The organism is Nocardia puris (genome assembly GCF_003315035.1).
Classification (GTDB): domain Bacteria; phylum Actinomycetota; class Actinomycetes; order Mycobacteriales; family Mycobacteriaceae; genus Nocardia; species Nocardia puris.
Genome location: NZ_QNRE01000001.1, coordinates 333,853 through 360,763 on the forward strand (window position 1 = coordinate 333,853; position 26,911 = coordinate 360,763).

26 protein-coding genes are annotated in these 26,911 nt (G+C 68.9%); 12 read left to right on the top strand and 14 right to left on the bottom strand.

Annotation, left to right across the window (positions count from 1 at the left end):
* Nucleotides 1-153 precede the first annotated feature (153 nt).
* The 10 genes from DFR74_RS01505 to DFR74_RS01545 are packed head-to-tail and all read left to right on the top strand — an operon-like array spanning nt 154 to nt 9,193.
* Nucleotides 154-1,449, top strand: a complete 1,296-nt coding sequence (locus tag DFR74_RS01505) for a lysine N(6)-hydroxylase/L-ornithine N(5)-oxygenase family protein (protein WP_067504050.1) — start codon at nt 154-156, stop codon at nt 1,447-1,449.
* The gene (locus DFR74_RS01510) at nt 1,446-1,850 is read left to right on the top strand and encodes a cupin domain-containing protein (protein ID WP_198161667.1); all 405 of its coding nucleotides are present in this window, start codon (nt 1,446-1,448) and stop codon (nt 1,848-1,850) included. The genes DFR74_RS01505 and DFR74_RS01510 overlap by 4 nt, the downstream gene beginning before the upstream one ends.
* Nucleotides 1,847-3,391 carry a class I tRNA ligase family protein gene (locus tag DFR74_RS01515; protein WP_084537349.1) on the top strand — a complete coding sequence of 515 codons (1,545 nt, stop codon included), beginning with the start codon at nt 1,847-1,849 and terminating at the stop codon, nt 3,389-3,391. Before DFR74_RS01510 ends, DFR74_RS01515 begins: the two co-directional genes overlap by 4 nt.
* A gap of 1 nt (nt 3,392) precedes the next feature.
* A complete protein-coding gene (locus DFR74_RS01520; RefSeq protein ID WP_067504053.1) occupies nt 3,393-4,424 on the top strand; it encodes an NAD(P)/FAD-dependent oxidoreductase in 1,032 nt (343 codons plus the stop codon).
* 17 nt (nt 4,425-4,441) lie between these two features.
* A complete protein-coding gene (locus DFR74_RS01525; RefSeq protein ID WP_067504056.1) occupies nt 4,442-5,737 on the top strand; it encodes an ATP-grasp domain-containing protein in 1,296 nt (431 codons plus the stop codon).
* Entirely contained in the window at nt 5,734-6,057 is a 324-nt protein-coding gene (locus DFR74_RS01530) for a hypothetical protein (protein ID WP_067504059.1), read from the top strand. The genes DFR74_RS01525 and DFR74_RS01530 overlap by 4 nt, the downstream gene beginning before the upstream one ends.
* Nucleotides 6,054-6,257: a hypothetical protein gene (locus tag DFR74_RS35270; protein WP_147265719.1), complete on the top strand. Its 204-nt coding sequence runs from the start codon at nt 6,054-6,056 to the stop codon at nt 6,255-6,257. Before DFR74_RS01530 ends, DFR74_RS35270 begins: the two co-directional genes overlap by 4 nt.
* Nucleotides 6,254-7,636, top strand: a complete 1,383-nt coding sequence (locus DFR74_RS01535) for an FAD-binding oxidoreductase (protein WP_198161668.1) — start codon at nt 6,254-6,256, stop codon at nt 7,634-7,636. The genes DFR74_RS35270 and DFR74_RS01535 overlap by 4 nt, the downstream gene beginning before the upstream one ends.
* Nucleotides 7,633-8,796 (top strand): acyl-CoA dehydrogenase family protein, encoded by a 1,164-nt coding sequence (locus tag DFR74_RS01540; RefSeq protein WP_067504061.1) that lies wholly within the window; start codon nt 7,633-7,635, stop codon nt 8,794-8,796. Before DFR74_RS01535 ends, DFR74_RS01540 begins: the two co-directional genes overlap by 4 nt.
* Before the next feature lie 40 nt (nt 8,797-8,836).
* The gene (locus DFR74_RS01545; protein ID WP_113974910.1) at nt 8,837-9,193 is read left to right on the top strand and encodes an MmcQ/YjbR family DNA-binding protein; all 357 of its coding nucleotides are present in this window, start codon (nt 8,837-8,839) and stop codon (nt 9,191-9,193) included.
* Nucleotides 9,194-9,469: 276 nt separating this feature from the next.
* Here DFR74_RS01545 and DFR74_RS01550 read toward each other — a convergent pair whose 3' ends face one another.
* The 12 genes from DFR74_RS01550 to DFR74_RS01605 all read right to left on the bottom strand — a co-directional run bounded on the left by DFR74_RS01550 (nt 9,470) and on the right by DFR74_RS01605 (nt 23,826).
* The gene (locus DFR74_RS01550; RefSeq protein WP_067504080.1) at nt 9,470-11,089 is read right to left on the bottom strand and encodes an ABC-F family ATP-binding cassette domain-containing protein; all 1,620 of its coding nucleotides are present in this window, start codon (nt 11,087-11,089) and stop codon (nt 9,470-9,472) included.
* Nucleotides 11,090-11,505: 416 nt separating this feature from the next.
* Nucleotides 11,506-11,955: a hypothetical protein gene (locus DFR74_RS01555; protein WP_147265720.1), complete on the bottom strand. Its 450-nt coding sequence runs from the start codon at nt 11,953-11,955 to the stop codon at nt 11,506-11,508.
* Nucleotides 11,956-11,987: 32 nt separating this feature from the next.
* Nucleotides 11,988-13,310, bottom strand: coding sequence for a hypothetical protein (locus DFR74_RS01560; protein WP_147265721.1), 1,323 nt, complete (start codon nt 13,308-13,310; stop codon nt 11,988-11,990).
* 3 nt (nt 13,311-13,313) lie between these two features.
* Entirely contained in the window at nt 13,314-13,616 is a 303-nt protein-coding gene (locus DFR74_RS01565) for a WXG100 family type VII secretion target (RefSeq protein WP_067504086.1), read from the bottom strand.
* Complete coding sequence (locus DFR74_RS01570) at nt 13,613-13,957, bottom strand: type VII secretion target (RefSeq protein ID WP_067504091.1); 345 nt, start codon at nt 13,955-13,957, stop codon at nt 13,613-13,615. Before DFR74_RS01570 ends, DFR74_RS01565 begins: the two co-directional genes overlap by 4 nt.
* Nucleotides 13,958-14,056: 99 nt before the next feature.
* Nucleotides 14,057-16,123, bottom strand: coding sequence for a CocE/NonD family hydrolase (locus tag DFR74_RS01575; protein WP_232331636.1), 2,067 nt, complete (start codon nt 16,121-16,123; stop codon nt 14,057-14,059).
* Between the two features lie 224 nt (nt 16,124-16,347).
* Entirely contained in the window at nt 16,348-16,920 is a 573-nt protein-coding gene (locus DFR74_RS01580; RefSeq protein ID WP_067504095.1) for an adenine phosphoribosyltransferase, read from the bottom strand.
* A gap of 37 nt (nt 16,921-16,957) precedes the next feature.
* Nucleotides 16,958-18,670, bottom strand: coding sequence for an ABC transporter substrate-binding protein (locus tag DFR74_RS01585; RefSeq protein WP_067504097.1), 1,713 nt, complete (start codon nt 18,668-18,670; stop codon nt 16,958-16,960).
* Nucleotides 18,671-18,695: 25 nt separating this feature from the next.
* Nucleotides 18,696-19,910: a protein translocase subunit SecF gene (gene secF, locus DFR74_RS01590; protein WP_067504100.1), complete on the bottom strand. Its 1,215-nt coding sequence runs from the start codon at nt 19,908-19,910 to the stop codon at nt 18,696-18,698.
* Complete coding sequence (gene secD / locus DFR74_RS01595; RefSeq protein WP_067504102.1) at nt 19,907-21,580, bottom strand: protein translocase subunit SecD; 1,674 nt, start codon at nt 21,578-21,580, stop codon at nt 19,907-19,909. The genes secF and secD overlap by 4 nt, the downstream gene beginning before the upstream one ends.
* Before the next feature lie 105 nt (nt 21,581-21,685).
* Nucleotides 21,686-22,033 carry a preprotein translocase subunit YajC gene (gene yajC, locus DFR74_RS01600; RefSeq protein ID WP_067504103.1) on the bottom strand — a complete coding sequence of 116 codons (348 nt, stop codon included), beginning with the start codon at nt 22,031-22,033 and terminating at the stop codon, nt 21,686-21,688.
* 299 nt (nt 22,034-22,332) lie between these two features.
* A complete protein-coding gene (locus tag DFR74_RS01605) occupies nt 22,333-23,826 on the bottom strand; it encodes a flavin-containing monooxygenase (RefSeq protein WP_067504108.1) in 1,494 nt (497 codons plus the stop codon).
* A 35-nt stretch (nt 23,827-23,861) separates the two neighbouring features.
* Between DFR74_RS01605 and DFR74_RS01610 the strand changes: the two genes are divergently transcribed.
* The gene (locus DFR74_RS01610) at nt 23,862-24,530 is read left to right on the top strand and encodes a TetR/AcrR family transcriptional regulator (RefSeq protein ID WP_084537351.1); all 669 of its coding nucleotides are present in this window, start codon (nt 23,862-23,864) and stop codon (nt 24,528-24,530) included.
* Nucleotides 24,531-24,688: 158 nt separating this feature from the next.
* On the top strand, nt 24,689-25,252 hold the full coding sequence (locus DFR74_RS37735; RefSeq protein WP_067504308.1) for a DivIVA domain-containing protein: 564 nt from the start codon (nt 24,689-24,691) through the stop codon (nt 25,250-25,252).
* 5 nt (nt 25,253-25,257) lie between these two features.
* On the opposite strand, the gene DFR74_RS01620 is transcribed toward DFR74_RS37735, so the two are convergent.
* On the bottom strand, nt 25,258-25,773 hold the full coding sequence (locus DFR74_RS01620) for a GtrA family protein (protein WP_067504114.1): 516 nt from the start codon (nt 25,771-25,773) through the stop codon (nt 25,258-25,260).
* 59 nt (nt 25,774-25,832) lie between these two features.
* Nucleotides 25,833-26,909 carry a Holliday junction branch migration DNA helicase RuvB gene (gene ruvB / locus DFR74_RS01625; protein ID WP_067504117.1) on the bottom strand — a complete coding sequence of 359 codons (1,077 nt, stop codon included), beginning with the start codon at nt 26,907-26,909 and terminating at the stop codon, nt 25,833-25,835.
* Nucleotides 26,910-26,911 lie beyond the last annotated feature (2 nt).

A 26,911-nucleotide genomic window follows, 5' to 3' on the forward strand; every position in this document is an offset into this window, starting at 1 on the left:
AACCGTCAATCGGCGGACGAGCCGCCGGAGCGGGCGTCGCGGGCCGGGCTGTCGGCCGGTTGTCGTGCGGACGGGCCGATCGCTGTCGGACAACCACCGCACGGCATTGACTGGGCCGGAGCAAGAGCTTCCCATCGAGACTCAGGTGGAATTGTGACCGATCACGAAGTCGACGTCCTGGCCATCGGCGCCGGTCCGGCCAATCTGGCGCTGGCCGTCGCGCTCGAGGAGTCCACTGCGCCGCACCTGGCGCAGCGGACCCTGCTGCTCGAACAGCACCCCGACGTGAAGTGGCAGCGCAACCTGCTGCTCCCCTGGGCGCGCAGCCAGGTGTCGTTCCTGAAAGACCTTGTCACCCTGCGTAACCCGCGCAGCCGGTTCTCCTTCCTGAACTTCCTGCACGAGCGCCGCCGCCTGGACGAGTTCGTCAACCTGTCGACCTTCAACCCCTACCGGTGGGAGCTGTCGGAGTACCAGCAGTGGGTGGCGCAGTCGCTGGAGCGGGTGCGCGTGCGCTACAACGCGCGCTGTGTGGCCCTCGCGCCGCGGCGCACCGGCGACGGCCGCGTCATCGGCTGGACCGTCACCCTCGCCGACGGCGACACCGTCACCTGCCGCGACCTGGTGGTGGGCACCGGGCGCGACCCGCATGTCCCCGAGGTGTTCCGCGGCCTGCCGGCCGACCGGGTGGCGCACAGCGCCGAATACACCTCGCGCGTCGCGGAATTGCCCACCGACCGGCCGAGCAGGCCCGTCGTGATCGGCGGCGCGCAGAGCGCGGCGGAGATGTTCATGGCGCTGCACTCCGACCTGCCGCACAGCACGCCCGCGCTGCTCATGCGCTCCATCGGCCTGCAGAACTACCAGACCAGCAAGTTCGTCAACGAGCTGTTCTTTCCCTCGTTCGTGGACGACTTCTACCACTCCGACGCCGAGGTGCGCGCCCGCATCCTCGACGAGGTCCACCTCACCAACTACGCGGGCCTGGCCCCGCCGTTCCTGGACGAGATCTACGCGATGCTCTACCAGCAGCGCATGCTGGGGCGGCGGCGCTCGACCGTGCGCGCCATGACCGAGGTGACCGGCGCGCGGATGGACGGCGGCGAGGTGGTGCTCGAGCTGCGCGACCGCCGCACCGGCAAGATCGAGCCGTTGCGCTGCGACCACGTCTTCCTCGGCACCGGCTACGAGCAGCGGATGCCCGCCCTGGTCGGCGCGTTGCTGACCGACCTGGGCATCACCGAGCCCGCGGTGAGCCGCCGCTACCGCCTGGATCTCGGCGAATCCGCCTGGGGCGCGGTGTATCTGCAGGGCGTCAACGAGGCGACGCACGGCATCTCCGACACCCTCATCAGCGTGCTCGCGCACCGCTCGCAGGACATCGTCGACGATATGCTCGACCGCCGCCACGTCACCGCGGGCGCCTTCCCGGAAAGCCGGACGGCATGATCGAGATCCGCAGCCTGGACCGGGCCGGGCTCACCGAAGCGTACGGCGTCGCCTCCGAGCGGCTGCTGCCGTGGCCCGCGCTCAACGCGCCGTTCGAAGGCGCGTGGTGCGTGCTGGGGCCGGGGCAGGTCTCGGCCGCGCACGCCCATCACGAGTACGAACTGTTCATCGCCCTGACCGGGCGCGCCGAACTGGACGTCGACGGCGAGCGGCGCGCGTTCGTCGCGGGCGATGTGGCGCACCTGATTCCCGGTACCACCCACCACGTCCGCAATGTCGGCGACACCGATTTCGAGTGGTACGCGGTGTGGTGGGACACCGACATGTCGTCGGCGTTCCTGCGCAGGCACGCGGCGGACCCGAAAGGCGTTGCCGCCGAGAATGATGCGGTGTCGCCGTGACCGGGCCGACCATCGTCCTCTCGCCCGCGCCGACGGCGAACGGCGACCTGCACCTCGGCCACATCGCCGGCCCGTTCCTGGCCGCCGACGTCTACACCCGCTACGCGCGCGCCGCCGGCCGCGAGGTGCTGTTCGGCACCGGCGTCCAGGACACCTCCACCTACGTCACCACCACCGCCCACCGACTCGGGTTGTCCCCGCAAGCGCTGGTGGAACGCTCCGCGAAGGAGGTGGAGTCCACGCTCACCGCGCTCGGCATCACCGTCGACGCGTTCACCGGGTGGGAGCGCCGCTTCACCTCCTACGTCGCCAGGATCGTCACCGACCTGCGGGACAAGGGCGCACTCCGCTTGCGGCCCATGCCCTTTCCCTACGCTCCCGGCACCGGCGAGTATCTGGTGGACGGGCACGTGGCCGGCACCTGCCCGGTCTGCCTGGCCGACACCGGCGGCGGTCTGTGCGAGAGCTGCGGTCACGCGGTGACGGCGGGGGAACTGCTGGACCCGCGCTCGACACGAAACCCCGAGGAGCGCTTGGAGATCCGCGAAGTCGAAGTGCTCGTGCTCCCGCTGGAGGAGTACCGGGAGCGGCTGCGCGCCCACTTCGCCGACGCCGCCGGACTGCTTCGCCCCCACGCCGCGCAGGTGGTCGCCGAACTGCTGTCCCGCCCACTGCTGGATTTTCCCGTCACCTACCCGATCTCGTGGGGCATCCCCGCGCCGGGCCTGCCCGGCCAGGTGGTGAACCCCAACGCCGAACCGGTGGCGTGGACGACGTATTGCGCCCTGCTCGCGGCCGAGAACCGCGGCCTGGAACCGGATTCCGAGGACTCGCTGTGGCGGCCGGAGGCCGGCGCCACCGTCGTCTACTTCCTCGGTATCGACAATATCCACCCGTTCGGCATCTCGGGGCTGGCGATGCTGCTCGCGCTCGGCGACTACGCGCTGCCGAAACTGTTCCTCACCAACGAGTTCTACGAACTGCGGCACGAGAAGTTCTCCACCAGCCGCGGGCACCTGGTGTGGGGGCGCGATCTGGCCGCCCGGGTGCCGCGCGACCTGATCCGCTTCCACCTGGCCGCCAACAGCCCCGAGTTCCAGCGCACCAGCTTCAGCCACGACGAACTGGTGGCACTGACCAGGACCCGCCTGGTCGAGCCGTGGAACCGAGTGGCCGCCAAGGCCGACGCGTGGGTATGGCGCGGCGAACTGCCCGTCTCCCCGCGCGGGCGCGACGACGCGCGGCGGATGGTCGCGCGGTTCCGCGCCGCCTACGAACTGCCGGGATTCAGCCTGAACCGGGCCGCCGAGACCCTCACCCAGCAGGTGGCGCGGCTGGATCGCACCCCGGCGACCGACGGCGGCGACTACTGCCACCAGGTCGACGTGCTGGTGCGCTGCGCCGCGCCGATCCTGGTGGACCTGGCCGCGGCCGCGCTGGCCGGTTCGGACATGCTGCCGGGCAGCGCGCTCGACGACGTGGTCGCGCGCCGCGCGATCGAACCCGTCCGCATGCCCCGCCTGCCGCAGGTGAGGGCCTGAGATGACCGCCGTCGTGATCGCGGGCGCCGGGGTGACCGGCCTGATCACGGCCGTGCGGTGCGCGCGGGCCGGGCACCGGGTCACGGTGGTGGACCGCGGACCCATCCCCAACCCGGCGTCGGGCTCGTTCGACCACCACCGCGCCGTGCGCGCGCTGGCGCCCGGCGATCCCGGGGCCACCCGCACGGCCGCCGCCCTGCACCGCCGTTGGCTGCGGCTGCAAGCGCTGCTCGGCGGGCAGTTCTACCGCCGGATCGGGGTGGTCACCGGCTACCCCGCCGACGCGGTCGAAGCCGCCACCGACGCCGCCGCCCAGGCCGGGCTCACCGTCCGGGTGCTCGCACCACAGGCGTTGCCGCACATCATCTTTCCACACGGGCACCACGCGTTGCTGGAGCTCGACGCCGGTGTGCTGCTCGCCGAACGCGTGCTGCACGCCGCAGCGGCCTGGTTGCGCGCGCAGCCCGCCGTCACGCTGCTGCCGTGGCGGCGGGTGGTCGAGGTCGACGCCGGTGCCGCGCGACTGCGGCTCGACGACGGCAGCCGCCTCACCGGCGATCTCGTGTTGCTCGCCACCGGCGCGTGGACGTCCGAACTGGTCGACAGCCCGGCCGTGCTGCACCGCCAGACCACCGTCTACCTGCGCCCGCCCGCGGCGCTGGCCGGCTGGTGGCACACCGCGCCCAGCGCCGGGCGCGTCGGCGCCGACGGGACGGGCTGGTTGATGCCGCCGGGCGCGGGCACGCTGCTCAAGCTCAGCTCGTCGGGGTTGTGCCGCACCGTCACCTCGCTCACCGAACCCGGTGAAACCCCCGACACCGCAAGGGCATACGTGGCACAGATCCTCACCGACGCCCACCGCTACCGGATCGCCGCCATCAAACACTGCCACTACACCGTCGGCGCCACCGCGCTCACACAACCGGGCCCCGCGGTGTGGGCCCGCGCCGCCACCGGCGGCGACGGTTTCCGCACCGCGCCACTGGTCGCCGACCACCTAGTCGAACTCGCGGCCGGTCGTCCGGCCGCCTGACGCGCGAAGGAATTCCCATGACCTCCAACGACATCCTGCTCGTCATCGGCAGCGGGCTGCGGCTCTACCGCGAGTACCTGGTGCGCTCGGTCACCGCCCGCGCCCGCGCCGCCGGCCTGGACCTGGTGCTGCTCAACAACCTCGAACCCACCTGGCAGGACGCGTATTTCGACGAGATCGTCGTGGCGAACGTCTTCGATCACGACATCCTCGCCGCGCGGGCACGCGAGATCGCCGCCCGCAGGCGCGTGGCCGGTGTGCTGTGCTGGGACGAACCGCTCGTGCAGCCCGCCGCCGACCTGGCCGAGGAATTCGGCGTGCCCGGCCTCTCCGCGACCGGTGTGCGCGGCTGCCGCGACAAGAACCGCACCCGCGCCGTGCTCACCGACGCCGGTCTGGTGCAGCCGCTCTTCGAACTCACCACCACGCCGGAGCAGGCCGGGGCCGCCGCCGAGCGCATCGGCTACCCGGTCGTGGTGAAACCCCAGGCGCTCGGGGCGAGCATGGGCGTGGTGCTGGCCCGTGACCACGCCGAACTCGATACCGCGTTCACCACCGCCACCGGCGCGAGCACCATCGGCGACGCCCCGTTCCGCGGCACCGCGATCGTTGAGGAATACGCCGTCGGCCCGGAGATCAGCGTGGACGCCGCCGTGTACAAGGGCGAGTACCTGCCGATGTTCCTGGCGCGCAAGCGAACCGGGCTCGAACCGTACTTCGAGGAGCTGGGCCACCTCGTGGACGGGGCCGACCCGTTGCTCGCGGACGAGACCCTGCTGACCACCCTCGCCGCCGCGCACCGCGCCCTCGGCGTCGAGAACGGCATCACCCACACCGAAGTGCGGCTCACCGCGCGCGGACCGCTCATCATCGAGGTCAACGGCAGGCTGGGCGGCGACCTCATCCCGTTCCTGGGCAAGATCGCCACCGGCATCGACCCCGGCGAGGTGCTGGTGGACGTCGCCACCGGTCACCGGCCCGCCACCACACCCACCCGGCGCGCCGCCGCGGGCATCCGGTTCGGCTACCCGGAACACGACCTCACCGTGCGGTCGGTCACCGTGCCCGAGCACGCGCCGGGACTCGTCACGGCGGCCGCGATGGTGGAGCCGGGCGCCGAATTACGTTTGCCCCCTGGCGGTTACATCGCGCGGCACTCGTTCGTGGTGTGCGAGGCCGCCGATGCGCCGCGCTGCGCCGACCTGCTCCGGTCCGCCGCCGACGCCGTCGAGGTGACCGGCGACCCGCTGGAACCGCTCGCCGCGGGCACGACCTTCACCCTGCCCGCCGGACTGCTGGACGCCGACAAATGATCAACTACGACGGGCGGCGCTTCCGCAACCCCGACAGCGACGACGGCGTCGTCGCCCGCTACCACCAGCGCGGCGACCTGGTGTGGGCCTCGTTCGCCGGCGGCAAGGTACGCCGCGGCGCGCTCAACGGCCTCTGCGACGAGGACGGCGTGCTGCACCTGGCCTACACGATGGTGCTGCACGGCGGCGACATCATCTCGGGCTTCACGCGGTCCGAACCCGAACGAACCCCTGACGGACTGATCCGGCTGCGCGAGGAGTGGGAACGGTACGGCGCGGGCGGTAGCAGCGGGGTCTCGTATCTGGAGGAGATCCGGTGAACCGGTTGCTGCGTGAATTCGGGGCGTGGGAGTGGAATGCGCCCACCGAGCGCCGCCGGCTGGGCACGGAAGACGCTGCGGCGCATGATGCCTCACGGATGTCGGCGGCCGATCGGCGTTGGGCCACGATCGGCCGTGGCACAACGGAATTGAGGGCGTTCGACGGCGTGCGGCGCACCTGTCCCGGGGAGGATCGGTGAACACACGCTTCGAGACCCTGGCCGCCCTCGACGCCGGAATCGTGCGCTATCCCCGCGATTTCGGTTTCGCTGCGGCCGGGACGCCGTTCAACAAGCGGTACGCCGACATCACCCCGGCCGCCGTGCTCTCGGTGCGCGACACCACCGACGTGGCGCGCGCGATCACGTGGGCGCGGGAGGAGGGCGTGCCGCTTGTCGCGCGCGGCGGCGGGCACAGCTACGCGGGCCATTCCGTCGGCCCGGGGTTGGTGCTGGATCTGCGCGGACTCTCCGACATTCGGGTCGACGCCGAACGCGGGCTGATCACCGTCGGCGGCGGCACACCCAACGGACTCGTCTATGAGGCGCTGGAGCGGCACGAACTCGCTGTGCCGCTGGGCAATTCGGATCAGGTCGGCATCGGCGGGCTCACCCTCGGCGGCGGTGTCGCGGCGGTCTCGCGGGCGTTCGGCCTCACCGCCGACGCGCTCGTGTCCACCGAGATCGTGCTCGCCGACGGCAGTACCCGCGTGTGTTCGGCCACCGAGAACGCCGACCTGTTCTGGGCGTGCCGGGGTGGGGGTGGCGGGAACCTGGGCGTCAACACATCGTTCACGTTCCAGGCGCGCGACACCGTGCCCAGCTCCACCTGCCTGCTGCTGTGGGAGTGGCCCCACGCCAGGCACGCGCTCACCGTGATGCAGGAGATCATGGCGGGCGCGCCCGACGAATTCGCCGCGCGCATCGGCGCGAGCCGGGCCGGTGACGCGCCGGGCGCCGTCTCGGTGATCGGCCAATATCTCGGCCCCGCCGGCGAACTGCGCGAAATCCTCGCACCGGCGTTCGCCGCGGCCACCCCGTTCCGGGCCGACATCGAGGACCGGACCTATTGGGAGGCAAAGGACTACCTGCACCACGAGACCTCCGGCGACCCGTTCGCGGTGCGCACCCGTTGCACGCCGAAGCCCCTCGCCGAATCCGGCGTCGACGCGGTGATCGACGCGATCGACCGCTGGCCCGGCAGCGGCAACCCCGACGGCGCGGGCGTCGCCCTGTTCACCTGGGGCGGGGCGATCAACCGGATTCCCGTGGGCGACAGCGCCTTCCCACACCGCGACACGCTGTTCCTGGTGTCCATGGACACCTCGTGGAGCACGACCGATACCGCGCGCACCATGTGGTGCAACCTCGAATGGCTCGACACCCTCTACGAGGAGATGGGCGACTACGCCACCGGCGCCGCCTACGTGAACTTCACCGACCCCGCGCTCACCGACCTCTCGGCCTACTACGGGCCCAATCACGACCGCCTGGCGCGGATCAAGCACCGGTACGACCCGGACGGCTTCTTCCGCTTCCCGCAGGCCATCACCCCTCTCAGCAAGGAGAACGTCCGATGACCGTCGTCGCCGAGCCCCACACCGATTCCGGTGAGATCCTCGCCCGCGCACAGGAACTCGCACCGCTGCTGCGCGAGCGCGCCGAGGAGATCGAGCGCGCCCGCAGGCTGCCCGCCGATATCGTGGACCTGCTGCGCGACGCGGGCGTCTTCCGCATGGGATTCGCCCGCGAGTGGGGCGGGCCGGAACTGACCTCCGTCGAGCAGACCGAGGTGGTGGAGGCGCTCTCCTACGGTGACGCCTCTGTCGGCTGGTGCGCCATGATCGGCTCCGACACCGGCCTCTACGCGCGATTCCTCGAGGAGAGCGTCGCCAAGGAGATGTTCGGCAGTCTCGACATGGTCACGGCCGGGCTGCTGTTCCCGACCGGCCGGGCCGAGCGCACCGCGGGCGGGTTCCGGCTCAGCGGGCGGTGGCAGTTCGGCAGCGGGATCACCCACGCCGACTGGGTCGTGTCGGGCGCGTTCCTGTACCGCGACGGCGATGCCGAGCGCGACGCCACCGGCGCACCCGATTCGCGGCTGTTCATGGTGCCCCGCGCGCAGGTCGAGATCATCGACACCTGGCACACCACCGGGCTCGCGGGCAGCGGCAGTTGCGACTACCGCATCGCCGACGTGTTCGTCCCCGAGGAGCACACACTCGAATTCTCCAGCGTCCGACACGGTTTCGGTGCGCTCGGCCAGCCCGAGGTGCACATGCGCACCATGCCGGGCGTCCCACTGGGCGTGATGCGGGCCGCGCTGGACTTCGCCCGCGCCGAATCCGCCGCCAAATCCGACGATTACCGCACGCAGGTGACGATCGGAGAATGCGAGGCGGACTTCCACGCCGCCCGCGCCGGCGTGTACACCGCGATGCACCGTCAGTGGGAAATCCTCAGCGCCGGAGGCACTCTCGACGACCTCTCCCCCGACGAACGCGCCGCTCTGCCCCTCTCGCGCCTGCACGCCTTCCGCACGGCCCGCCGCGTCGTCTCCCGCCTCTACGACCTGCGCCAGACCGCCGCCATCTATCGCCCCTCCCCGCTGGACCGCTGGTTGCGCGACACCACCACCATGTGCCAGCACATCGTCGCCCAGGACCGCATCCTCCAGTCCGCCGGCGCGTATCTGCTCGGCGGCACGCCGTCGTTCAAGCTGAGCTTGGGGCTGGTCTGATCCGCTGCCGGGTCCGTACCGTCCGCCTAGACTGCGCGGTATGGACCCGCTGGCGCGGACTCGGAAGATCTGCCTGGCGCTCCCGGAGGCGAGTGAACGACTGAGCCACGGGACGCCGACATTTTTCGTGCGCGCGAAGACTGTCTTCACGATGTACACCGAGGACGCGTACGACGAACCTGGGCCGGCGCTATGGGTGCCCGCCCCGGACGGGGTGCAGGGCGAGTTGATCGACGCAGAACCTGACCGCTTCTTCCGACCGCCCTACGTGGGGCATCGCGGGTGGATCGGGGTGCGGCTCGATGTGGAGCCGGATTGGGGGGAGATCGGGGAGATCATCCGGGACGGGTACCGGAAAGTGGCGCCGAAGAGGCTGAGTGCGTTACTCACAGACTGAGTTGAACAGTCCGGTTCGCGGACATCGGGACTGCCGGAAACCGTAGCCATTGGCTGGGGAATCGGTCGGCGTGCAGAACCGCCGATCGACTCATCTCCGCACGCGCGGGGAGTGCAGCCGCGGTCCGATACCTGGGCGTGTTCGGGGGCTCCTCCCCACATGCGCGGGGAGCATACGGTTGCACGACTGGCTGGCGGCGGAGCGCCGGGGCTCATCCCCGCGTGCGCGGGAAGCATACTTCTTGACCTGGGCGTTCCCGATCATAATGCCCGATTCTCATTCACTTTGCCCACCCGACTCATCCACACTCGCCCCCTCCATTCCAGCCTCGACCACCCCCTCCTCCGTCAGCTCCAACCGGCGGGTGACGCCGATGTCGTCCAGGAAGCGCGGGTCGTGGCTGACGACGATCAGCGCACCCTCGAATCCCGCGAGCGCTTCGGCCAGGTGGCGGAGGCCGGACATGTCCAGATTGTTCGTCGGCTCATCGAGCAGGAGGAGCCGGGGCGCCGGATCGGCCAGCAAGACCGTGGCCACTGCGGCACGCAGACGTTCTCCACCGGAAAGCGCCGCCGCGGGAACGTCGGCGTCCGACCCGCGAAAGAGGAAGCGCGCCAATCGAGTCCGGATTTCGTGGGGAGTCGCGTGCGGAGCGCGGTCGGCGACGTTCTCGAAAACGGTCCGGTCCTCATCGAACACGTCGAGCCGCTGGGGCAGCAACGCGAACGGCACCTTCGGCGGGGCGTCCGCGATCTGCCGAAGCAGCGTGGACTTGCCGACACCGTTGCGCCCGGTCAGCGCGATCCGTTCCGGACCCGAAACCCGCAGCGTCACAGTGGGTCCGCACCGCAGCCGGACGTCCTCCACCTCGAGCACGTCCTGCCCCGGATACAACCGGGTGTCGGGCAGGTCGATGCGAATCACCTTGTCGTCGCGCACCAGTTCCTCGGCCCGATCGAGCTTCTCCTTCGCCTCCTCCAGCTTCTCGATGTGCGTGCCGCGCAGCTTGCCCGCCGACTCCTGGGCGGCCCGCTTCCGCGCTCCCGCCAGGATTTTCGGCATGTTGTCGGCCTGCTTCTTCCCGTAGCGCTGCCTGCGATCCAGTTTGATCCGCGTCTCGACCAACTCCTGCGACTGCTTGCGCACATCCCCGCGCGCCTCGCGCACCGCCGCCCGCGCCGCCTCCTGTTCGGCCGCCACGATCCGCTCGTATTCGCTGTAAGGCCCGCCGAAGAATCGCAGCTCCCCTTGCCGCAGTTCGGCGATCACGTCCATCCGCTCGAGCAGTTCCCGATCGTGACCGACGGTCAATACCGTTCCGGAGAACTGCTCGACCACATCGTAAAGCCGTTCCCGCGCAACATGATCCAGATTGTTCGTCGGCTCGTCGAGCAACAAGACCTGCGGCTCGGCCAGCAGCTGCGCCACCAACCCGAGCAACACCGTCTCTCCGCCCGACAACGTATCCAGTCGCCGATCCAACCCTTCGGCCGAATCTGCCACATACTTCAGCCCGAGCCGCCCGAGCAACGCAAGCGCACGCTCCTCCACATCCCAAGCGGCACCGACGGTTTCGAAGTCCTCCTCGCTCCCCTCGCCCGCCTCTATCCGATGCAGCGCCGCTCGCACTTCGGCGATCCCGAGCACCTCATCCACCCGCAGCCCGTCCCCGAGCCCCAGATCCTGCCGCAGATACCCGAGCCGCCCCGCCACGGTCACCGACCCCCGAGCAGGCCGCAGTTCCCCCGCGATCAACCGCAATAACGTCGACTTCCCGGCCCCATTGGCCCCCACCAACCCGACATGCCCTTCGGGCACCACAGCCCCGAGCCCATCGAACACGACAGACCCATCCGGCCAGGAAAAAGAAAGATCAGAAAAAGACAGTGCACCCATGCGCCACTCCTGAGGTTGCGAAGAAGAACCACGGCCCGCACCCCGCGAACCGCCGAAACCGCTACCTCAAGAAATCAACGCGCACTCCCACCGCCGACAACAAAGACGGCACCCAGGATAAGCACACCCCACCACCCCGCGCCACCCCTATTTCCGACATCACACCCCGACCAGCCTGCCGGCCCCTTCCGGACCGACCTATGCGCTGTCGCCAGACCTCGCTCGTACCCCGAGCCCGGCGTTCGGTGGCGCCTCTCCCGAACTCGGCAACGTCCAGAGATCGTCGCTCAGCGCACCTGGTCACCAGCCCACGAACGGTCCCCGCACTCTGTCCAGACCCAGCGGTCCGGCAGCAGAAGCGCACCATGGGCGATCAGCGTCCGCGATCAAGTCGGCTGATTCGCGACAACCGGCCGTCACAACTCGCCGACGTCGTCCAGCGCTCGAAGTGCCTGGGAAACTTCGGCTTCGTGGAATCCGGTGCGATAACGCGTCTCCAACGCACCCAGAGCATCGAACACCCCTCGCATCAGCTCCGGCCACACCTGCGCGACCGACTCGGGCACGAATCTCACGATCTCGTCTTCCGAAGCAGACCCCCCTTCGGCAACGGGTCGACCTGGCTGGGAAGGATCGTCGATCTCCTCACCGGTAACCACGATCCTGACCCTGGTCGGTGCTGCCGCCTGCGACGGTATCGAGCGAGCGAGCTTCTTCAGAAACTCGCCGTTCTCCGGAGTCCAACCCAACTCGACCATCGGCTCGCGGGGCACATTCGCCAGTTCGAAAGTCAGCCGCCGAACAATCTGGAAATCGTCGGCACCGATGACATGTTCCCGATCATGACCGTCCTTCGACAGCGACATTCGCCAAGCCCTTCCCGCCATCCACGACATTCTCACAGGTCGTCGAAGTATTCTCGACCTTCCTTGGGAGTGAAAACGGTTCCACCATCTCCGTCTTCGATGACAACACTACCTTTCTCCGGGTCCCAATACGCAACTCGCCCTCGGGGAAGGTGCTTCACCTCGGTCTTGATCTCGCCGTCCAGCACCCTGCGAACGTACTCGGGGAGTTCAGCTGCTCCGACACCGGGAACATAGTGTGATCCGTCTCCTTGCTGAGCGCGGCCATTTGCGTGCTCCGCAATCTTCTTCGCGATCTCTTTGGTTATCGGATCGTCGCCACCCAGCACCGGTATCGTGGTAGGGCTGTTGTCATCGATGAATACTTTCATGGCGATGAGAGCGGCGAGATTTGCGAGGGAAGAAGTGAGGTCAGGAACTTTTCCGAAAGCATCGATGACGCCGACGGTAACGGTCGCGGCAAGCGTGAGCTTGAGTATCTCGAACAGGCGTTTGGTCGTATATAGGCCGCGAATGGTCGCTATAGTATCGCTGACCGCTATCGCCACGCCGCCGCCTGCTGCGACCACGCTTCCGCCGAAGCTGAATATTGCCCCGACAATCGCGCCGGTCACAAGCAGCCCGACCGCCCAGGCAAATGCGTTCATCGCCGATTTGATAGCGTCGCCAACCTCGACTGTCGAACTGTGGTACTCGGCGACTGGAGATGCGATATTGCTGGACGCAGAGGCCAACAAATCAGCACCGGACTTCAATGTGCCGAAATGTTCCTGGATTTTCGCGCGATTCTCGGGGGCGTCCATGTCGTCGAACAAGGCGGAGATCGCGCTGATCTTGGCAGGCGCACCGGTTATGGTCTCGTGGTTGGCAAATTTCTTCCAGACATCGGCAGCCTTGGACAGCTTGTCGACGTCGCCGTTGGGAAGTTTCTCGAAGTTGTCCAAGACCTTCGCGGTGAGCTCACTGAAGAACTCCTCTGCGCCGCCGTTGTGCTTCACCCCGTCCCCATTATCGTGCACGACGGTTGGGATAGTTACCTTGTACTCAGAAACCTGATTCAGAACAGGGCGCTGAGGGCGGGCATTATCCGCGATTGCGTATTTGTAACCATTCGCATAAAGAACGTTCCCGAAGTTTGTCAGGGCATCGGCCAGATGTGTGCAGGTCTGCAACGTGTCACGCGCGTAGCGATCGTACGCTTCACCCCATTGTTTACATCCGGGAGCATTCCCAGCCATACCCGCACACTCGCCTTTGACGGAATCGTGCACGGGCTTGTCCGCGCGACGCAACTCGATCGCAAGATCATGGCATCGCTTGCCCGCGTCAAAGTAGGTCTGCCAATTGACACGCACCGCTCATGCCCCTCGGAGCATCTTCAGATTCGCTTCGACCGCGCTGACATATCCTGCGTGGGCCTTACGGGCCGCTTCGCTGATATCGCGGACCCCCTCCGCGAATTCCCTTGCGCCCAGCGCCCATTCCCGATGTGCGTCGGAATATGCTTGGGCCGCTACGCCTTCCCAGCCGGTGCCCGCCAACGTCGCGACCTTGTCATCGATCGTGTCGAGGTGCTCCGCGATGACACTGGCAAGCGCGGACAAGCGCGCCACGACCTCATCCAGGTGATCCAAATCGACCTGAAACTCTTCCGCACTCATGGCAGGTCCAAGCTCGACGTGCTCGCGTTGTACAGCACGGCAGCGTTGCTGCCATCGAGGTTTACGTAGGTCGACGCCGTGACCCCGAGCTTTTCGGCCATCCCCGCCAGAGCGGTCATGATCTGAACGCCGCCATCGCGTATGTCATTCCAGCCGTCGGCGAACTCATCGGCCAGGTTTCCCTTCCAGGTGCCGTTCACCAGCGTCTCGACATCCTTGGCCGCGGAGTCCAGAGCTGTTCGCAGTGCTGTCGACAACTCGTACACTTGCTCGCCGACCTCACGAACCTTCTCGGGTACCACCGAGAGGTTCTGCGCCGACGGCATCCCCCCGTTGCTCATGATCGGCAGCCTAATCGTAGTTCGGGCGCCCTGTCGAGGTGGCGGACTTCCCACCCGGTCGGTCGTTCCACCCGACTCCTGAGCTTCGCATGTACGGCCCTACGGCAGCGGAACCGTCGAGGGCAGGTTGATGTAGCTCGGGTTGTCCGGGTCCAACGCCAAATACTGGGGTTTCAACTCGGTGTTGTTCAACATCGGCCGGAACGGGACGCCTTTCGGGGAGTTCGCCGCGTAGATGTCCAGGCGGAGCCGGTGGCCCGGCTTCAGCACCGCTTGGGTGGGGATGACGGCGATGTCGAGAGGGGTTGGGGTGCCGGGGGTTACGGGGAGCATGCTGTCGAGGGTGATGGGGTTGTAGGGGGCGGTGTAGTCGCCGGAGGGGGAACGGGTGCTCTGGGATTCGTCGACGGCGCGCATGGAGGTGGTGAGCTGGCCGGTGGTGAGGACGGTGGAGGTGCCGTCGGGGGAGACGTCGTTGACGGTGACGGTCCAGTAGCCGTCCGTGGCGTCGTGAATCGTGTTGAGGTGCACCGAGATCGGGCCGGACACCACGGTGGGGGTGGTGACGGGGGCGGTGGTGAAGGTGAGTGCGTTGGTCTCCGCGATGCGGGAGTCCTTGGCGCACATGTCGAGGAACGCGGTGAGCCCCGCCGACCCCTGCGCGGTGTCGCGGGAGCAGATGGTGGTGAGACCCGGTGCGACGGTGAGGTTTTCGGCGTCGGAGGGCCGGTGCTGCACCAGGGAGCCGTCGTGCAGACTGTCGGAGGTGCTGCCGCTCGGGTCGGCGGAGAGGTACACGCGGCGGTGCACGGCGTCGGACCGGGGGAACTCGGGCAGCGTCACCCAGTCACCACCCTGCTCCCACACCACGATCGGCCCGTAGTCGTCGACACCGTTCTCGATGTCCTTGAGCCACTTGTCGAACCACGCGCGCTGCAACACGTCGAGCCGGGGTGGCGCGCCGGGTGAGCCGGTGCCCGCGCCGGGGTTGGCGTGGTAGGTGTTGCCGATGACGAGCTTCTTCTGCGTCTCGGGCAGGGGCATGGCGTCGTAGAGCTTGGTGGCGCTGTTGGCGAAGATGTCGTGCCAGCCGCCGTACACGAAGGTGGGCACGCTCACCTGCTGCGGGCTGCCCAGAATCCCTCGGCGGAACGGGCTTCCCTCGTCCAGCGCGTCGGCGAGAGCGGGCGGCACGTCCTCGAGCGACGGCGTGAGCAACGCCTGGGCGAGCAGGTCGAAGTTGGTGTTCGGGTCGCGCAGCCGCTCGTCGAACCACTTCCAGTCGAACGTGCCGTTCAGCATGGAGGCCACGTCGGGAATCAGCTTCATCTGATTCACATTGCTCAACCACAGCGGCAGGAAGGTGGTGCCGATGCCGCCGCCGGGCGCCACCACGTCGCGCATCAGGTCGCTGCCGGGCTCGACCGGGAAGATCGCTTTCAGCGGCGCGGGCGCGTTCTCGGCGGCGCGCAGCTGGTTGATGCCCGCGTAGGAGCCGCCGCTCATGGCGATCTCGCCGTTGGACCACGGTTGCGCGGCCGCCCAGTCGATCACCTCTCGGGTGTCGAGTTGTTCGCGGGCGCCGAGGGTGTCCCAGCCGCCCTGGGAGAATCCGGTGCCGCGCACGTCGACCACCACGAGGTTGTAGCCGCCGCGGAGGAGTTTGCGGTCGATGCCGAGCACGGTCTGCACGGTGCCGCCGTCGAGCGCGTGCAGCAGGTCCTCGAAACCGCTGAACTCGGTGCCGGACAGGTTGATCCGGCCCACCAGGTCCATCACGGTCGGCTGCAACCCGGGCACCGCCAGCGCCGAATCCACCAGGTTGGTCAGCAGTTTCGTGTACGGGGTGAGGTTGACGATGGTCGGCAGCGGCTCGGTGGCGGGCCCCTGACCGGTGTGCGAGGGGCGGTAGACGTTGGCCTTGAGGACGACGCCGTCGCTCATCGTGATCGGCACGTCCCAGGTGATGTCGACATCCGAGTACGGCTGCGGCCCGTCGTGCAGGGCGGTCCACTGCTGCGCCAGCGCGGTGAGATCGGGCGTCTCCGGACGCGGCGGCGTCGACGTCCACCACGCGGCCACGATGGTCACGGCGACCACCAGCGCCACCACCGCCGAACGAACGACCACCCCCGACAGCGCCCTCGACCGGATCGTCCTCGACACCCCTGTCCTCTCCGTCGCCGATCACCGATCACATGACTGTGACCGAGACCATAGCAATCGGCTACCGGGGAATCGGGGAGGTACGGACCGGTCGGCACGTCGCGCCGGTGCGTAGCCAGGAGCACGCCTCAGCACCGCCACGACACCGGACGCGCCGGACAACACGCGAACGCCGGGCTGCGGACGGACGCACCGAGCAGTGCGGGATGCCGCAGGTGCGTCCCCTACACCTTCACGATCGACGTGAGCGGATAATCCCCCTGGCGGGACCGCCCGTCCAGGAACCCGAGCTCCAGCACCACGGCCGCCGCCACCACCTCGGCGCCCACCGACGCGAACAGCTCGGCCGCCGCCGACAGGGTGCCGCCGGTGGCGAGCACGTCGTCGAGCAACAGCACCCGGCGCCCCGACAGCTCCACGCTGTCGCCGGGGATTTCCAGTGCGGCCGAACCGTATTCGAGGCGGTACTCGCGGGTGTGCACGGGCGGCGGCAGCTTGCCCGCCTTGCGGACGGCGAGCACGCCGGTGCCCAGCGTGGCGGCGACGCCCGCGCCGAGCAGGAAGCCGCGCGCGTCGACGCCGGCGACGAGGTCGGCGTCGGGGGCACAGGCGGCCAGGCAGTCGATGACCGCGCGGAAACCCTCGGGATCGGCGAACACCGGGGTGAGGTCGGCGAAGCGGACGCCGGGTTCGGGGAAGTCGTCCCGCCACCGGGTGAGGCGTTCGACCTGTCCGGCCGCCTTGGCGGTCCGCTCGGCGACTATCTCGTCGGATTCGACCGCCGCGTGCTTACTCATCGACACCTCTCCATGGTCACGCACCCACCAACACCTGTCACCGCCGCAACACCCAGCGGTCCATGTTCCAGCCGGTGCCACCCTGGGTGGGACCGGCCACACCGTTGTGCAGACCGGCGCCGAAGGCGATGGTGCGCGGGGTGGCGAACAACGGAATGCTCGGCATCTCCGCCCACAGCAGGTTCTCGGCCTCGGTCCGCAGGCCCAGCTGCGCGGCCGAGTTGTCGTCGGCCGCAAGCTGATCGGTGATCGCATCGTAACGGCCGTTCCCGAATCGCCCGAAATCGAGGCCGTTGACCGGGCGCAACGCGCTGGTCGCGAACACCCCGGTCATCGAACCGGCGGGGCCGGGAGCCGAGGCGGTGCCGGCGAGCACGGCGTCGACGGAACCCTCGGTGAGGGCGGTGGGGCGGAAGTCGGGCGCGCCCGCGTCCACGACGGTGATGCCGGCCGCGCGGCAGGCCTCGGTGATCTTGGCGACAGTTTTCGCGCGCCGGTCGTCGGGGGTGAGGTAGCCGATCCGGACGGTCGGATTCGGGGTGCCCGCGGCGGCCAGCGCGGCCGTCGCGCCCGGCACGTCGCTGCCGCGGTAGCGCTCGGCGGCACCGATGGTGGCGCCGTAGAACAGCGAATCCTGCTGGGTGATCAGGGAATTCAGCGGCCCCTCGCCGAGGCCGGTGCCCGGCAGGTCGGCCGCCTTGCCCAGTTCGTCGTAGAGCGCCTGGCGCGGCACGCACAGCGCGAACGCGCGGCGCGCCTCCGCCGAGGCGAACACTCCCCCGGTCGAGAGCACCAGTTGCTCGGCGCCGCGCCCCGGCACGTTGGCGACGGTGAACCCGTCCAGATTCAGTTCGGGCACCGAGTTCATGCCGATGTCGACCACGCCGACGGCGTTGTCCGACACCTTCTGCTTCAGATCCGAGGTCTTGTCGAAGACCACGATCCGCCCGGTCTCGGCGGCATTCCCCCACCAGCGCTCGTTCGCGACGAGTACGAGACCTTCTTCGGCGCTGAAGGATTCGACGCGATAGGGCCCCGAGGAGGGGAACCGGGTGAGGTCGATGTCGCCGGATCCGAAGTTCCACCCGGTGTTCCAGAAATCGGCGAGCCGCGCGATGGCATCGGGTTCGGCGTTCTGCACCGCCGACACCGCGTTCGGCACGTCGGCCACGCGCGCGGCGACGTGCGCGGGCATCAACTCACCGGCCGCGAACAGGGTGCGCCACGGCTGATACCAGCGGCCCGGCCGGAACACGACGGTGGCGTCCTTGGACCCCGGCTGGCAGTCGACCCGCTCGATGTCGGCGTAGCCCGCGGTGCTGGCGGAGTCGAATTGCGGTGTGCCGTCGGGCCGTTGGAACCGGCCGCTGCGCGCCGCCCAGGTCAGCACCAGATCGTCGCAGGACGTGGGCACGCCGTCGGAGTACACACCGTCGGGGTTGAGCCGGTACTGGATGGTCTGGGACTCGCCCGGCACTTCCTTGGCGGTGCCGACATCGGTGTCGGCGACCGGCTGCCCCTCGGGTCCGGTGTAGAAGAACCCGGTGAGCACGCGCGAGAAGAGCGCGGCCGACCCGCTGCTCGCGCCGACGGCCGTACCGCCGTTGTAGCTGGTGACGACCGCGTCGACGGCGTAGCCGATGGAGGGCACCTGGCTCTGCCCCGAACACCCGGCCACCGCACCGGCGGCCAGGGCGCCCACGGCGACCGCTCCGATCAGACGCACCGCAGCACCGCGTGGCTGTCGCATGGAACGCACTCCTGACGTCGGGGGGTCAGTGCCGCCTCTTGTGCCGCTTTCCGGACGGACGGGCGCCGGCGCGGGGACCGGTCGCCTCGCGCGGCCTGCGCACGGGCGTCTCGGGCCGTTCGCGACCGGTGGCCGCGACCGCGCGCCGCTCGGCTTCCGCGCCCGCCCTGGTCTTCGCCGCACCGGACCGCTTGGCCTGCACCTTCTTGGTGTGGGCCGCGATCGGGCCCCACCGCTCCTTGATCGACACCAGCAGCGGGGTGCCGAGGAAGATCGAGGAGAAGGTGCCGACCATCAGGCCCACCAGCTGCACCAGCGCCAAGTCCTTGAGGGTGCCGACGCCGAGCATCCACACCGCGATCACCATCAGGCCCACGATCGGCAGCACACCGATGACGGTGGTGTTGATCGAGCGCATGAAGGTCTGGTTGACGGCGAGGTTGGCCTGTTCGGCGTAGGTGCGCCGGTTCAGGTGCTCGATGCCGCGCGTGTTCTCCTCCACCTTGTCGAACACGATGACCGAGTCGTACAGCGAGAAGCCGAGGATGGTCAGGATGCCGATCACGGTGGCCGGGGTGACCTCGAAGCCGACGAGCGAGTACACGCCCGCCGTGACCACGACGTCGAAGAACAGCGACGCCATCGCGGCGATGGCCATGTCCCGCTCGAAGCGGACGGCGATGTACAGCGCGGCGAGGACCAGGAACACCACCAGCGCGATCAACGCCTTGCGGGTCACCTGATCGCCCCACGTCTCGCTGACATCGGAAGTGCTGATCGCGGCCACGCTGGGGTTGCCGTCGCGGTCCAGCGGCTGGAAAGCCTCGAACAGCGCGGCGTTGAGCCGCTCGACCTGCGACTGATCCAGTGCCTCGGAACGGATCAGCATCGTGGCGGTGGAACCGCTGCCCACCGACTGCACGGTGACCGGGTCGGTGCCCAGCGCGTCGTGGTAGACCGTCTCGACCTGCTCGGTGGTCGCGGTACCGGCCGGGAACTGGATGCGCGATCCGCCCTCGAAGTCGATGCCGAAGCTGAACCCGCGGAACACGATGCTGCCCAACGAGATCAAGACCATGACGGCGCACACGGTATACCAGAAGCGGCGGCGGCCGATGACGTCGATCGCACCGGTGCCCGTGTAGAGACGGTTGAAGAAACCGTGCTCCGGCGCACGGCCAGGTCCCGACGGCGACTGGGCGTCTTCGACCATCGACGGAGTGGTCTGGCTGTTGCTCATCGCGTCCTCACGCTCTCGGAGACCGATCCCTGGGCGGCGCGGCGCTCACGCGCGACTTCCTGGATCGCGCCCAGACCGTTCATCGACGGCCGCGCCCAGAACTCGCGGCGCGAGGCCAGCAGCACCAGCGGCCAGGTCACCAGGAACACCACGACGACGTCGAGGATGGTGGTCAGGCCGAGGGTGAACGCGAAGCCCTTCACCTGGCCGACCGCGAGCACGTACAGCACGGCGGCGGCCAGGAAGCTGACCGCGTTACCGGTCAGGATGGTGCGCCGGGCGCGCTGCCAGCCCCGCGGCACCGCCGAGCGGAAGCTGCGGCCCTCGCGCATCTCGTCCTTGATTCGTTCGAAGAACACCACGAACGAGTCGGCCGTCATACCGATACCGATGATCAGGCCCGCGATGCCCGCGAGATCGAGGGTGAAGCCGATCCAACGGCCGAGCAGAACCATCAACCCGTACACCCCGAGGCCGGACAACAGCAGGGACAGGCCGGTGAGGAAGCCCAGCATGCGGTAGTAGACCAAGCAGTACAGCAGGGTGATCGCGAGACCGACCGCACCGGCGATCAGGCCCGCGCGCAGCGAGGACAGGCCCAGTGTCGCCGACACCGTCTCCGCCTCGGAGGTCTGGAACGACAGCGGAAGCGAACCGTACTTCAGCGTGTTCGCCAGCTCCCGCGCCGAGGAGGCGCTGAACGAGCCGGAGATCTGGGTGGTGCCGCCGAGCTGCGGGCCCTGCTGCACCTGCGGCGCGCTCACCACCTGCGAATCCAGCGTGAACGCCACGCGGCGCTGCACGTATTCGCCGGTCAGATCGGCCCAGGCGTCGCTGCCGGTGGACTTGAACTCCAGGTCGACCACCCAGCGCGACTGCTGGGTGTCCAGGTTGGAGGTCGCGTTGGCGATCTCCTGGCCGTCGATGCGGCTCTTGTCGAGCAGGAACACCTCGGTGCCGTCCTGCGAGCAGGTCACCAGCGGCAGGTTCGGGTCGTCGTTGCCCGCGAGCGGGTCGGGCTTGGTGCAGTCCAGCGCCGCCATCGCGGCCAGCTGCGTCGCCTGATCGGTGCTCTGCCTGCTGGCGCGGGCCTCGGCGATCTCGCGCTGGGTCTGCTCCTGCGGCGTGAGCGACGGTTCCGCGGGCTCGTCGGTGGGCGCCTGCGCGGGGAACACCCGCTGCTGCGGTTCCGACGGCTGCTCGGCGGGCGCCGGGGCCGGTTCGGGCGCGGGTGTGGTGGCGCCGGGCGTGGTCTGCTGCGCGGGCGGGGTCTGCTGGGCGCCCGCGATCGGCGGGGAGGCCTGCAACACCGGGCGGATGTAGAGCTTGGCGGTGGTGGCGAGCGCGCGGGCCTGCTGGCCGTCGTCGCCCGGCACGGTGATGACGATGTTCTCGCCCTCGATGGCCACCTCGGAGCCGGAGACGCCGAGACCGTTGACGCGGTTCTCGATGATCTCCTGCGCCTTCTTCAGGCTGTCCTGGCTGGGGCTGCTGCCGTCGGGCGTGCGCGCGGTCAGCGTGACCCGCGTACCGCCCTGCAAGTCGATGCCGAGCTTGGGTGTCGGGTCCTTGTCACCGGTGAAGAACACCAACGCATAGATCACGGCAAGCAGCGCGGCGTAGACGCCGAGCAACCTGAGCGGATGCGCCGATCCCTGAGAAGGTGGCACAGTACGTATCTCCTAGGCGGGAAGTCGAGGATGGATCCAGGCGCACACGGCGGACCGCCGCCGGAGGCAGGTGCGTCCGGCGCGCGGTCGGGGGCGCCGCGGCGGTCAGTCCTTGGTCAGCCGGGTCTCGGTCTGCTCGGGCGTCTCCTCGGCCGGGTCGGCCGGGGTGTCGTCCACGGTCTCGTCCGCGATCTCGTCGGCGGGCTCGCGGACCTCGCGGATCGCCAGGCGCAGCCACGTGGTGACCACGTCCTCGGCGATCTCCAGGTCGACGGTGTCCTCGTCGAGCTCTACCACGGTGCCCCACAGACCGGACGTGGTGACCACCTGGTCGCCGATCTTCAGGCTGTCCTGCATCGTCGCCGTCTTCTCGGCTTCACGCTTCTGGCGGCGCAGGCCGAGCAGGATCGGGATGAACAGGGCAACGAGTATCAGCAGAAACAGAAAATCCATCGTCGGAGTCAGTCCCTGTCTTGTGGGTGGGATGGACAAGTACCCACACAGTCTGCCAGTTGCCGCCCGAGCCGCCACACCCGCACACCCTCGACGAGCGGCGGGGGTGTCCACCGGCAGGTCGGAGGAGGGTTTCGCCGAACGCGAAATGCCCCGCGACCGGTGATCGCGAGGCATTTCCCGAGCTGGGCTCGGTCAGGCTGTAGCGGATTCGCCTGACCCGCTCAGGCGGTAGCCGATCGGCCTGATCGGGGGCCCTGCGTGGTGACGCTGCGCTACCTCCTCCGGGCCTGACCCGCTCAGGCGGGCACCGACCCGTAGGCGTAGTCGTCGAGCGGGAAGCTCACCGCGTGGCGATGGGTGCTGACCGTGCTGTTCGGGCGCAGCAGCGCGGCCTCGCCGTGCTGGTTGAAGTAGTAGCTGCGCGAACTCGCGCAGTCGCCGCCGTAGAACACCGACGAGCCGAGCTTGTCGGTGACGGTGTCGAGGAAGCGCTCGTTGGCCGCCTCGGTGACCTCGAAGGTGGTCTCCCCGCGCCGGAACAGCTCGCCGAGCAGCCGGGCCATGTGCTTCATCTGCGCCTCGATGGTGGTGAAGTACGACAGGCCGCTGTAGGAGTACGGGCTGTTGAGGCTCAGGAAGTTGGGGAACTTCGGCACGGTGATGCCCTCGTAGGCCTGGAAACGGTTGTCGCGCCAGAACTTTCCGAGGTTCACCCCGTCGCGCCCGATGATCTCGATGGCGGGGAAGTTCACGTCCCACAGGTTGAAGCCGGTGGCCAGGATCAGGGTGTCGATCTCGGTCTTGTGCCCGTCGGCGGTGACGATGCCGTCGGGCGTGACGTGATCGATGGAGTTGGTCTCCAGACGCACGTGCGGCCGGTTGAACGTCTTGAAGTACTCGTTGGAGAAGGTGGGCCGTTTGCAGCCGAAGTCGTAGTGCGGGGTGAGCTGTTCGCGGGTCTTCTTGTCGCGCACCTGGGCGCGCAGGTGCGCCTTCGCCAGCAGCGCCGCCGCCTTGTTCAGCGGCTTGGCCTGGTCGTAGTGCAGCACGCCGACCACCATCAGGGCTTCCAGCATCGACGTGTTGACCAGCCGGGCGGCCTTCTGCGTGACGGGCACCTTGGCGAAGAGGCGCTGCACCGGCGCGGGGATCGGCGCGTCCACTTTGGGCACCACCCAGATGGGCGTGCGCTGAAAGACGGTCAGCGCGGCCGCCTTCTTCGCGACCTCGGGCACCAGCTGCACGGCGGTGGCGCCGGTGCCGATGATGGCGGCGCGCCGGCCGGTGAGGTCGAAGTCCTCGTCCCACGCCGTGGTGTGGATGATCTTGCCCTCGAAGGTGTCGATCCCGGGGAACGGCGGGGTGTAGGGCTGGGAGAGGAAGCCCGTGGCCGTGAGCAGGAACCGGCCGGTGAGCGTTTCCCCGCCCTCGATCGAGACGACCCAGTGCTGGTGTTCTTCGTCCCAGCGCGCGCCGTCCACCACGGTGTCGAAGCGCATGCGGCGGCGCAGGCCGTACTTGTCGGCGACGTGCGCCGCGTACTTCTTGAGCTCCGCACCCGGCGCGAACAGCCGCGTCCAGTACGGGTTGGGCTCGAAGGAGTACGAGTAGGTGACCGACGCGATGTCGACCGCCAGCCCCGGGTAGTGGTTGACGTGCCAGGTGCCGCCGAGATCGCTCTCGCGCTCCAGGATCACGTAATTGCTCAGGCCGAGGCGATCGAGCTCGATGCCCGCCCCCATACCACCGAAACCCGCACCGACCACGATCGCGTCGTACCGAGGCGCCACGTCGAACCTCCCAGATGTGAATGACTTATCACAGAATGACACATCATTCCGTTTGTGACGACAGTATCATCACAGGGGTGACGCAGCCATCGCCGACCCGGGCGCAACGACGCAGAGCCGAACTGCGGCAGGAGATCATCGATACGGCGTTCGTATGCTTCGCCGAACGCGGCTATCACGCCACCGGCATCGCCGACATCGCGGGCGCGCTGGGCATCGGCCACGGCACCTTCTACCGGTACTTCGCCAACAAGCGCGACATCATCGACCACGTCATCGATGACCTCTCCGCGCGCATCATCGACGCGCTGGGCACCCGCAACGCCCCCGACGCGGCCACCTCGCTGGACGACTACCGCGCCCAGCTCGAGCGCATCGGCACCGAGCTGAGCCGGATCCTCATCGAGGACCGGCGGGTGCCGCAGCTACTCATGTTCCACGCCACCGGCATCGACGACGAACTCACCGCCCGCCTCTACGGGCTGCTCGACACCGCCGACGCGCTCACCGCGGGCTACCTCGAGCACGGCGTCGAGGCCGGGTACCTGCGCGCCGATCTCGATACCGTCAACACCGCGCGCGCGGTGACCGGGATGCTCATCGCGGCGATCCTGCACGGGATGCGCGATCCCGATCCGGCCGCCGTGGAGGGCCTGGAGACCGCCATCCGCCGCCTGCTCATCGACGGCGTGCGCAAAGACTGAACCCGCCGTCGCGCGGGCCGCCCGGCCGCTACAGTGTGGGACACAGATCACACCTGTTCGCATGGGGGCGCACGTTGTTCTCGAAAGACCGGACCACGCGGCGCAGCGGCGCAGCGGCCGATCACCCGTCCGGAGGGCCTGACACAATGTCGCGCGTGATGACCCCCGACGACGTGAGTCGCGTCCATTTCCCCATGCCCCAGCTGGGGCATCGCGGCTATCACGCCGAGGAGGTCGACGCCTTCCTGGAACTGGTCGCCGCCACCCTGGGCGGCCAGGGCGCGCTGACCGCCGACGACGTGCGTCACGTCGCGTTCGACCCGCCCCGGTTCGGCGGGCGCGGCTACCAGGCCGACCAGGTGGACGAGTTCCTGGACCGGGTGCGCGTCGAACTCGAATACCGTCAGCGCGGCACCCGCCCCGCGCCGTGGGGCGGCAACGGCGCCACCGCGGCCCTGCTCACCCCCGACGACGTGCACCGGATGCGCTTCACGCAGTCGGCCGTGGGGCGGCGCGGCTATCACGAGGAAGAGGTCGACGCGTTCCTCGACCTGGTCGCCGCCACCCTCGCGCACGGCGGGCCGGGCAGCCTCACCGTGGACGATGTGCGCGCCGTCCGGTTCACCGACGCCCGCCTCGGCACCCGCGGCTACCAGCGCGACGAGGTGGACGCGTTCCTGGATCTGGTGGTCACGGCGCTGGAGCGAAGCGACCACCACTGACCGCTCTACCCCTGGATGCTGTGCAGTTCGGCCTGGTGCTTGTCGTCGGGGAAGACGAAGCGGCGCAGCGCCCAGAAGCGGAACGCCATGGCCAGCAGCACGCCGAGGATCTGGCCGGTGATGAAGTTCGAGACGGCCTGGGTGACCGGCCCGACGTGCGGCACCCGCAGATCCAGCACGTACAGCGAGATGGCCTGCGGGATCATGGTGACGCCGATGGCGAGCGCGCTGACCGCGAAGAACAGGGCCGCCTCGTGGTGGCGCTGGTGGCCGCCCCTGGTGCGGAACGACCACTCGCGGTTGAGGATGTAGGAGGCGATGGTCGCGATGAGCACGCCCAGCAGGCGCGCGGTGAGCGGCTTGTCGCCCAGGACCGTCAGTTTGGTCGCGTACACGACGCCGGTGTCGATGAACCACGTGATGGCGCCGACCGTGGCGAACTTCAGCAGCTCGCGGTGCTCGATCGCCTTGCTGCGGTACGGCTCCGGGATATGGTCGAGCACTTGTTGGACCACGGTCATGACCCGACTCTAACCGGCGCCGCCGAGCGGCGTCCGCCGACGGCGATCATGAACGGGGTTCAGTCGAACAGGTCCAGCGTCGGTTGCGGTTCGCGGCCGCGCACCTCGATCGACCCGAAGACCAGGTCGGGCGGCGGTACCAGGCCGAGGTGCTCCCAGGCCGCGGCGGTGGCGACCCGCCCGCGCGGCGTGCGCGCGACCAGTCCGGCGCGGACCAGGAACGGCTCGCACACCTCCTCCACCGTGGCGGCTTCCTCGCCGACGGCGACGGCCAGCGTGGAGACGCCGACCGGGCCGCCGTGGAAGCTGCGCACCAGCGCGCCCAGCACAGCGCGGTCCAGCCGGTCCAGGCCGAGGACGTCCACGTCGTACACCTCGAGCGCGGAGCGGGCGATCGGCTTGGTGACGAGTCCGTCGGCGCGCACCTCGGCGTAGTCGCGCACGCGGCGCAGCAGCCGGTTGGCGATGCGGGGCGTGCCGCGGGAGCGGCCCGCGATCTCGGCGGCGGCGTCGTCCTCGATGTGCACGCCGAGGATCTGGGCCGAGCGGGTGAGGATGAGCCGCAGTTCCTCGGGATCGTAGAAATCCATGTGCCCGGTGAAGCCGAAGCGGTCGCGCAGCGGGCCGGTGAGCGCGCCGGAGCGGGTGGTGGCGCCGACCAGCGTGAACGGCGCGATATCGAGCGGGATCGAGGTGGCGCCGGGACCTTTGCCGACCACCACGTCGACGCGGAAGTCTTCCATCGCGAGGTACAGCATCTCCTCGGCGGGGCGGGCCATGCGGTGGATCTCGTCGATGAACAGCACGTCGCCCTCGACCAGATTGCTGAGCATCGCGGCCAGATCACCCGCGCGTTCCAGCGCCGGACCCGAGGTGATGCGCAGGGCGGTGCCGAGTTCGGCGGCGATGATCATCGCCATGCTGGTCTTGCCGAGACCGGGCGGGCCCGACAGCAGCACGTGATCGGGTGTGCCGCCGCGCTGGCGGGCGCCGCGCAGCACGAGGGTGAGCTGTTCGCGCACGCGCGGCTGGCCGATGAAGTCGTCCAGCGACTTCGGGCGCAGGCTGGCCTCGATCTCGCCGTCGGAGCGCAGGTAGCTCGCGGTGACGGCGGATTCGTCCTCGTCGTGCTCCATCG

What these genes read in the sequence shown, in the direction of transcription:
- DFR74_RS01525 (WP_067504056.1), top strand. Translation starts at nt 4,442, where the DNA reads ATGACCTCCAACGACATCCTGCTCGTCATCGGCAGCGGGCTGCGGCTC.
- yajC (WP_067504103.1), bottom strand. Translation starts at nt 22,033, where the DNA reads ATGGATTTTCTGTTTCTGCTGATACTCGTTGCCCTGTTCATCCCGATC.
- DFR74_RS01520 (WP_067504053.1), top strand. Translation starts at nt 3,393, where the DNA reads ATGACCGCCGTCGTGATCGCGGGCGCCGGGGTGACCGGCCTGATCACG.
- ruvB (WP_067504117.1), bottom strand. Translation starts at nt 26,909, where the DNA reads ATGGAGCACGACGAGGACGAATCCGCCGTCACCGCGAGCTACCTGCGC.
- DFR74_RS01610 (WP_084537351.1), top strand. Translation starts at nt 23,862, where the DNA reads ATGACACATCATTCCGTTTGTGACGACAGTATCATCACAGGGGTGACG.
- DFR74_RS01585 (WP_067504097.1), bottom strand. Translation starts at nt 18,670, where the DNA reads ATGCGACAGCCACGCGGTGCTGCGGTGCGTCTGATCGGAGCGGTCGCC.
- DFR74_RS01580 (WP_067504095.1), bottom strand. Translation starts at nt 16,920, where the DNA reads ATGAGTAAGCACGCGGCGGTCGAATCCGACGAGATAGTCGCCGAGCGG.
- DFR74_RS01510 (WP_198161667.1), top strand. Translation starts at nt 1,446, where the DNA reads ATGATCGAGATCCGCAGCCTGGACCGGGCCGGGCTCACCGAAGCGTAC.
- secF (WP_067504100.1), bottom strand. Translation starts at nt 19,910, where the DNA reads ATGAGCAACAGCCAGACCACTCCGTCGATGGTCGAAGACGCCCAGTCG.
- DFR74_RS01530 (WP_067504059.1), top strand. Translation starts at nt 5,734, where the DNA reads ATGATCAACTACGACGGGCGGCGCTTCCGCAACCCCGACAGCGACGAC.
- DFR74_RS01555 (WP_147265720.1), bottom strand. Translation starts at nt 11,955, where the DNA reads ATGTCGCTGTCGAAGGACGGTCATGATCGGGAACATGTCATCGGTGCC.
- DFR74_RS01540 (WP_067504061.1), top strand. Translation starts at nt 7,633, where the DNA reads ATGACCGTCGTCGCCGAGCCCCACACCGATTCCGGTGAGATCCTCGCC.
- DFR74_RS01620 (WP_067504114.1), bottom strand. Translation starts at nt 25,773, where the DNA reads ATGACCGTGGTCCAACAAGTGCTCGACCATATCCCGGAGCCGTACCGC.
- DFR74_RS37735 (WP_067504308.1), top strand. Translation starts at nt 24,689, where the DNA reads ATGACCCCCGACGACGTGAGTCGCGTCCATTTCCCCATGCCCCAGCTG.
- DFR74_RS01545 (WP_113974910.1), top strand. Translation starts at nt 8,837, where the DNA reads ATGGACCCGCTGGCGCGGACTCGGAAGATCTGCCTGGCGCTCCCGGAG.
- DFR74_RS01550 (WP_067504080.1), bottom strand. Translation starts at nt 11,089, where the DNA reads ATGGGTGCACTGTCTTTTTCTGATCTTTCTTTTTCCTGGCCGGATGGG.
- DFR74_RS01570 (WP_067504091.1), bottom strand. Translation starts at nt 13,957, where the DNA reads ATGAGCAACGGGGGGATGCCGTCGGCGCAGAACCTCTCGGTGGTACCC.
- DFR74_RS01565 (WP_067504086.1), bottom strand. Translation starts at nt 13,616, where the DNA reads ATGAGTGCGGAAGAGTTTCAGGTCGATTTGGATCACCTGGATGAGGTC.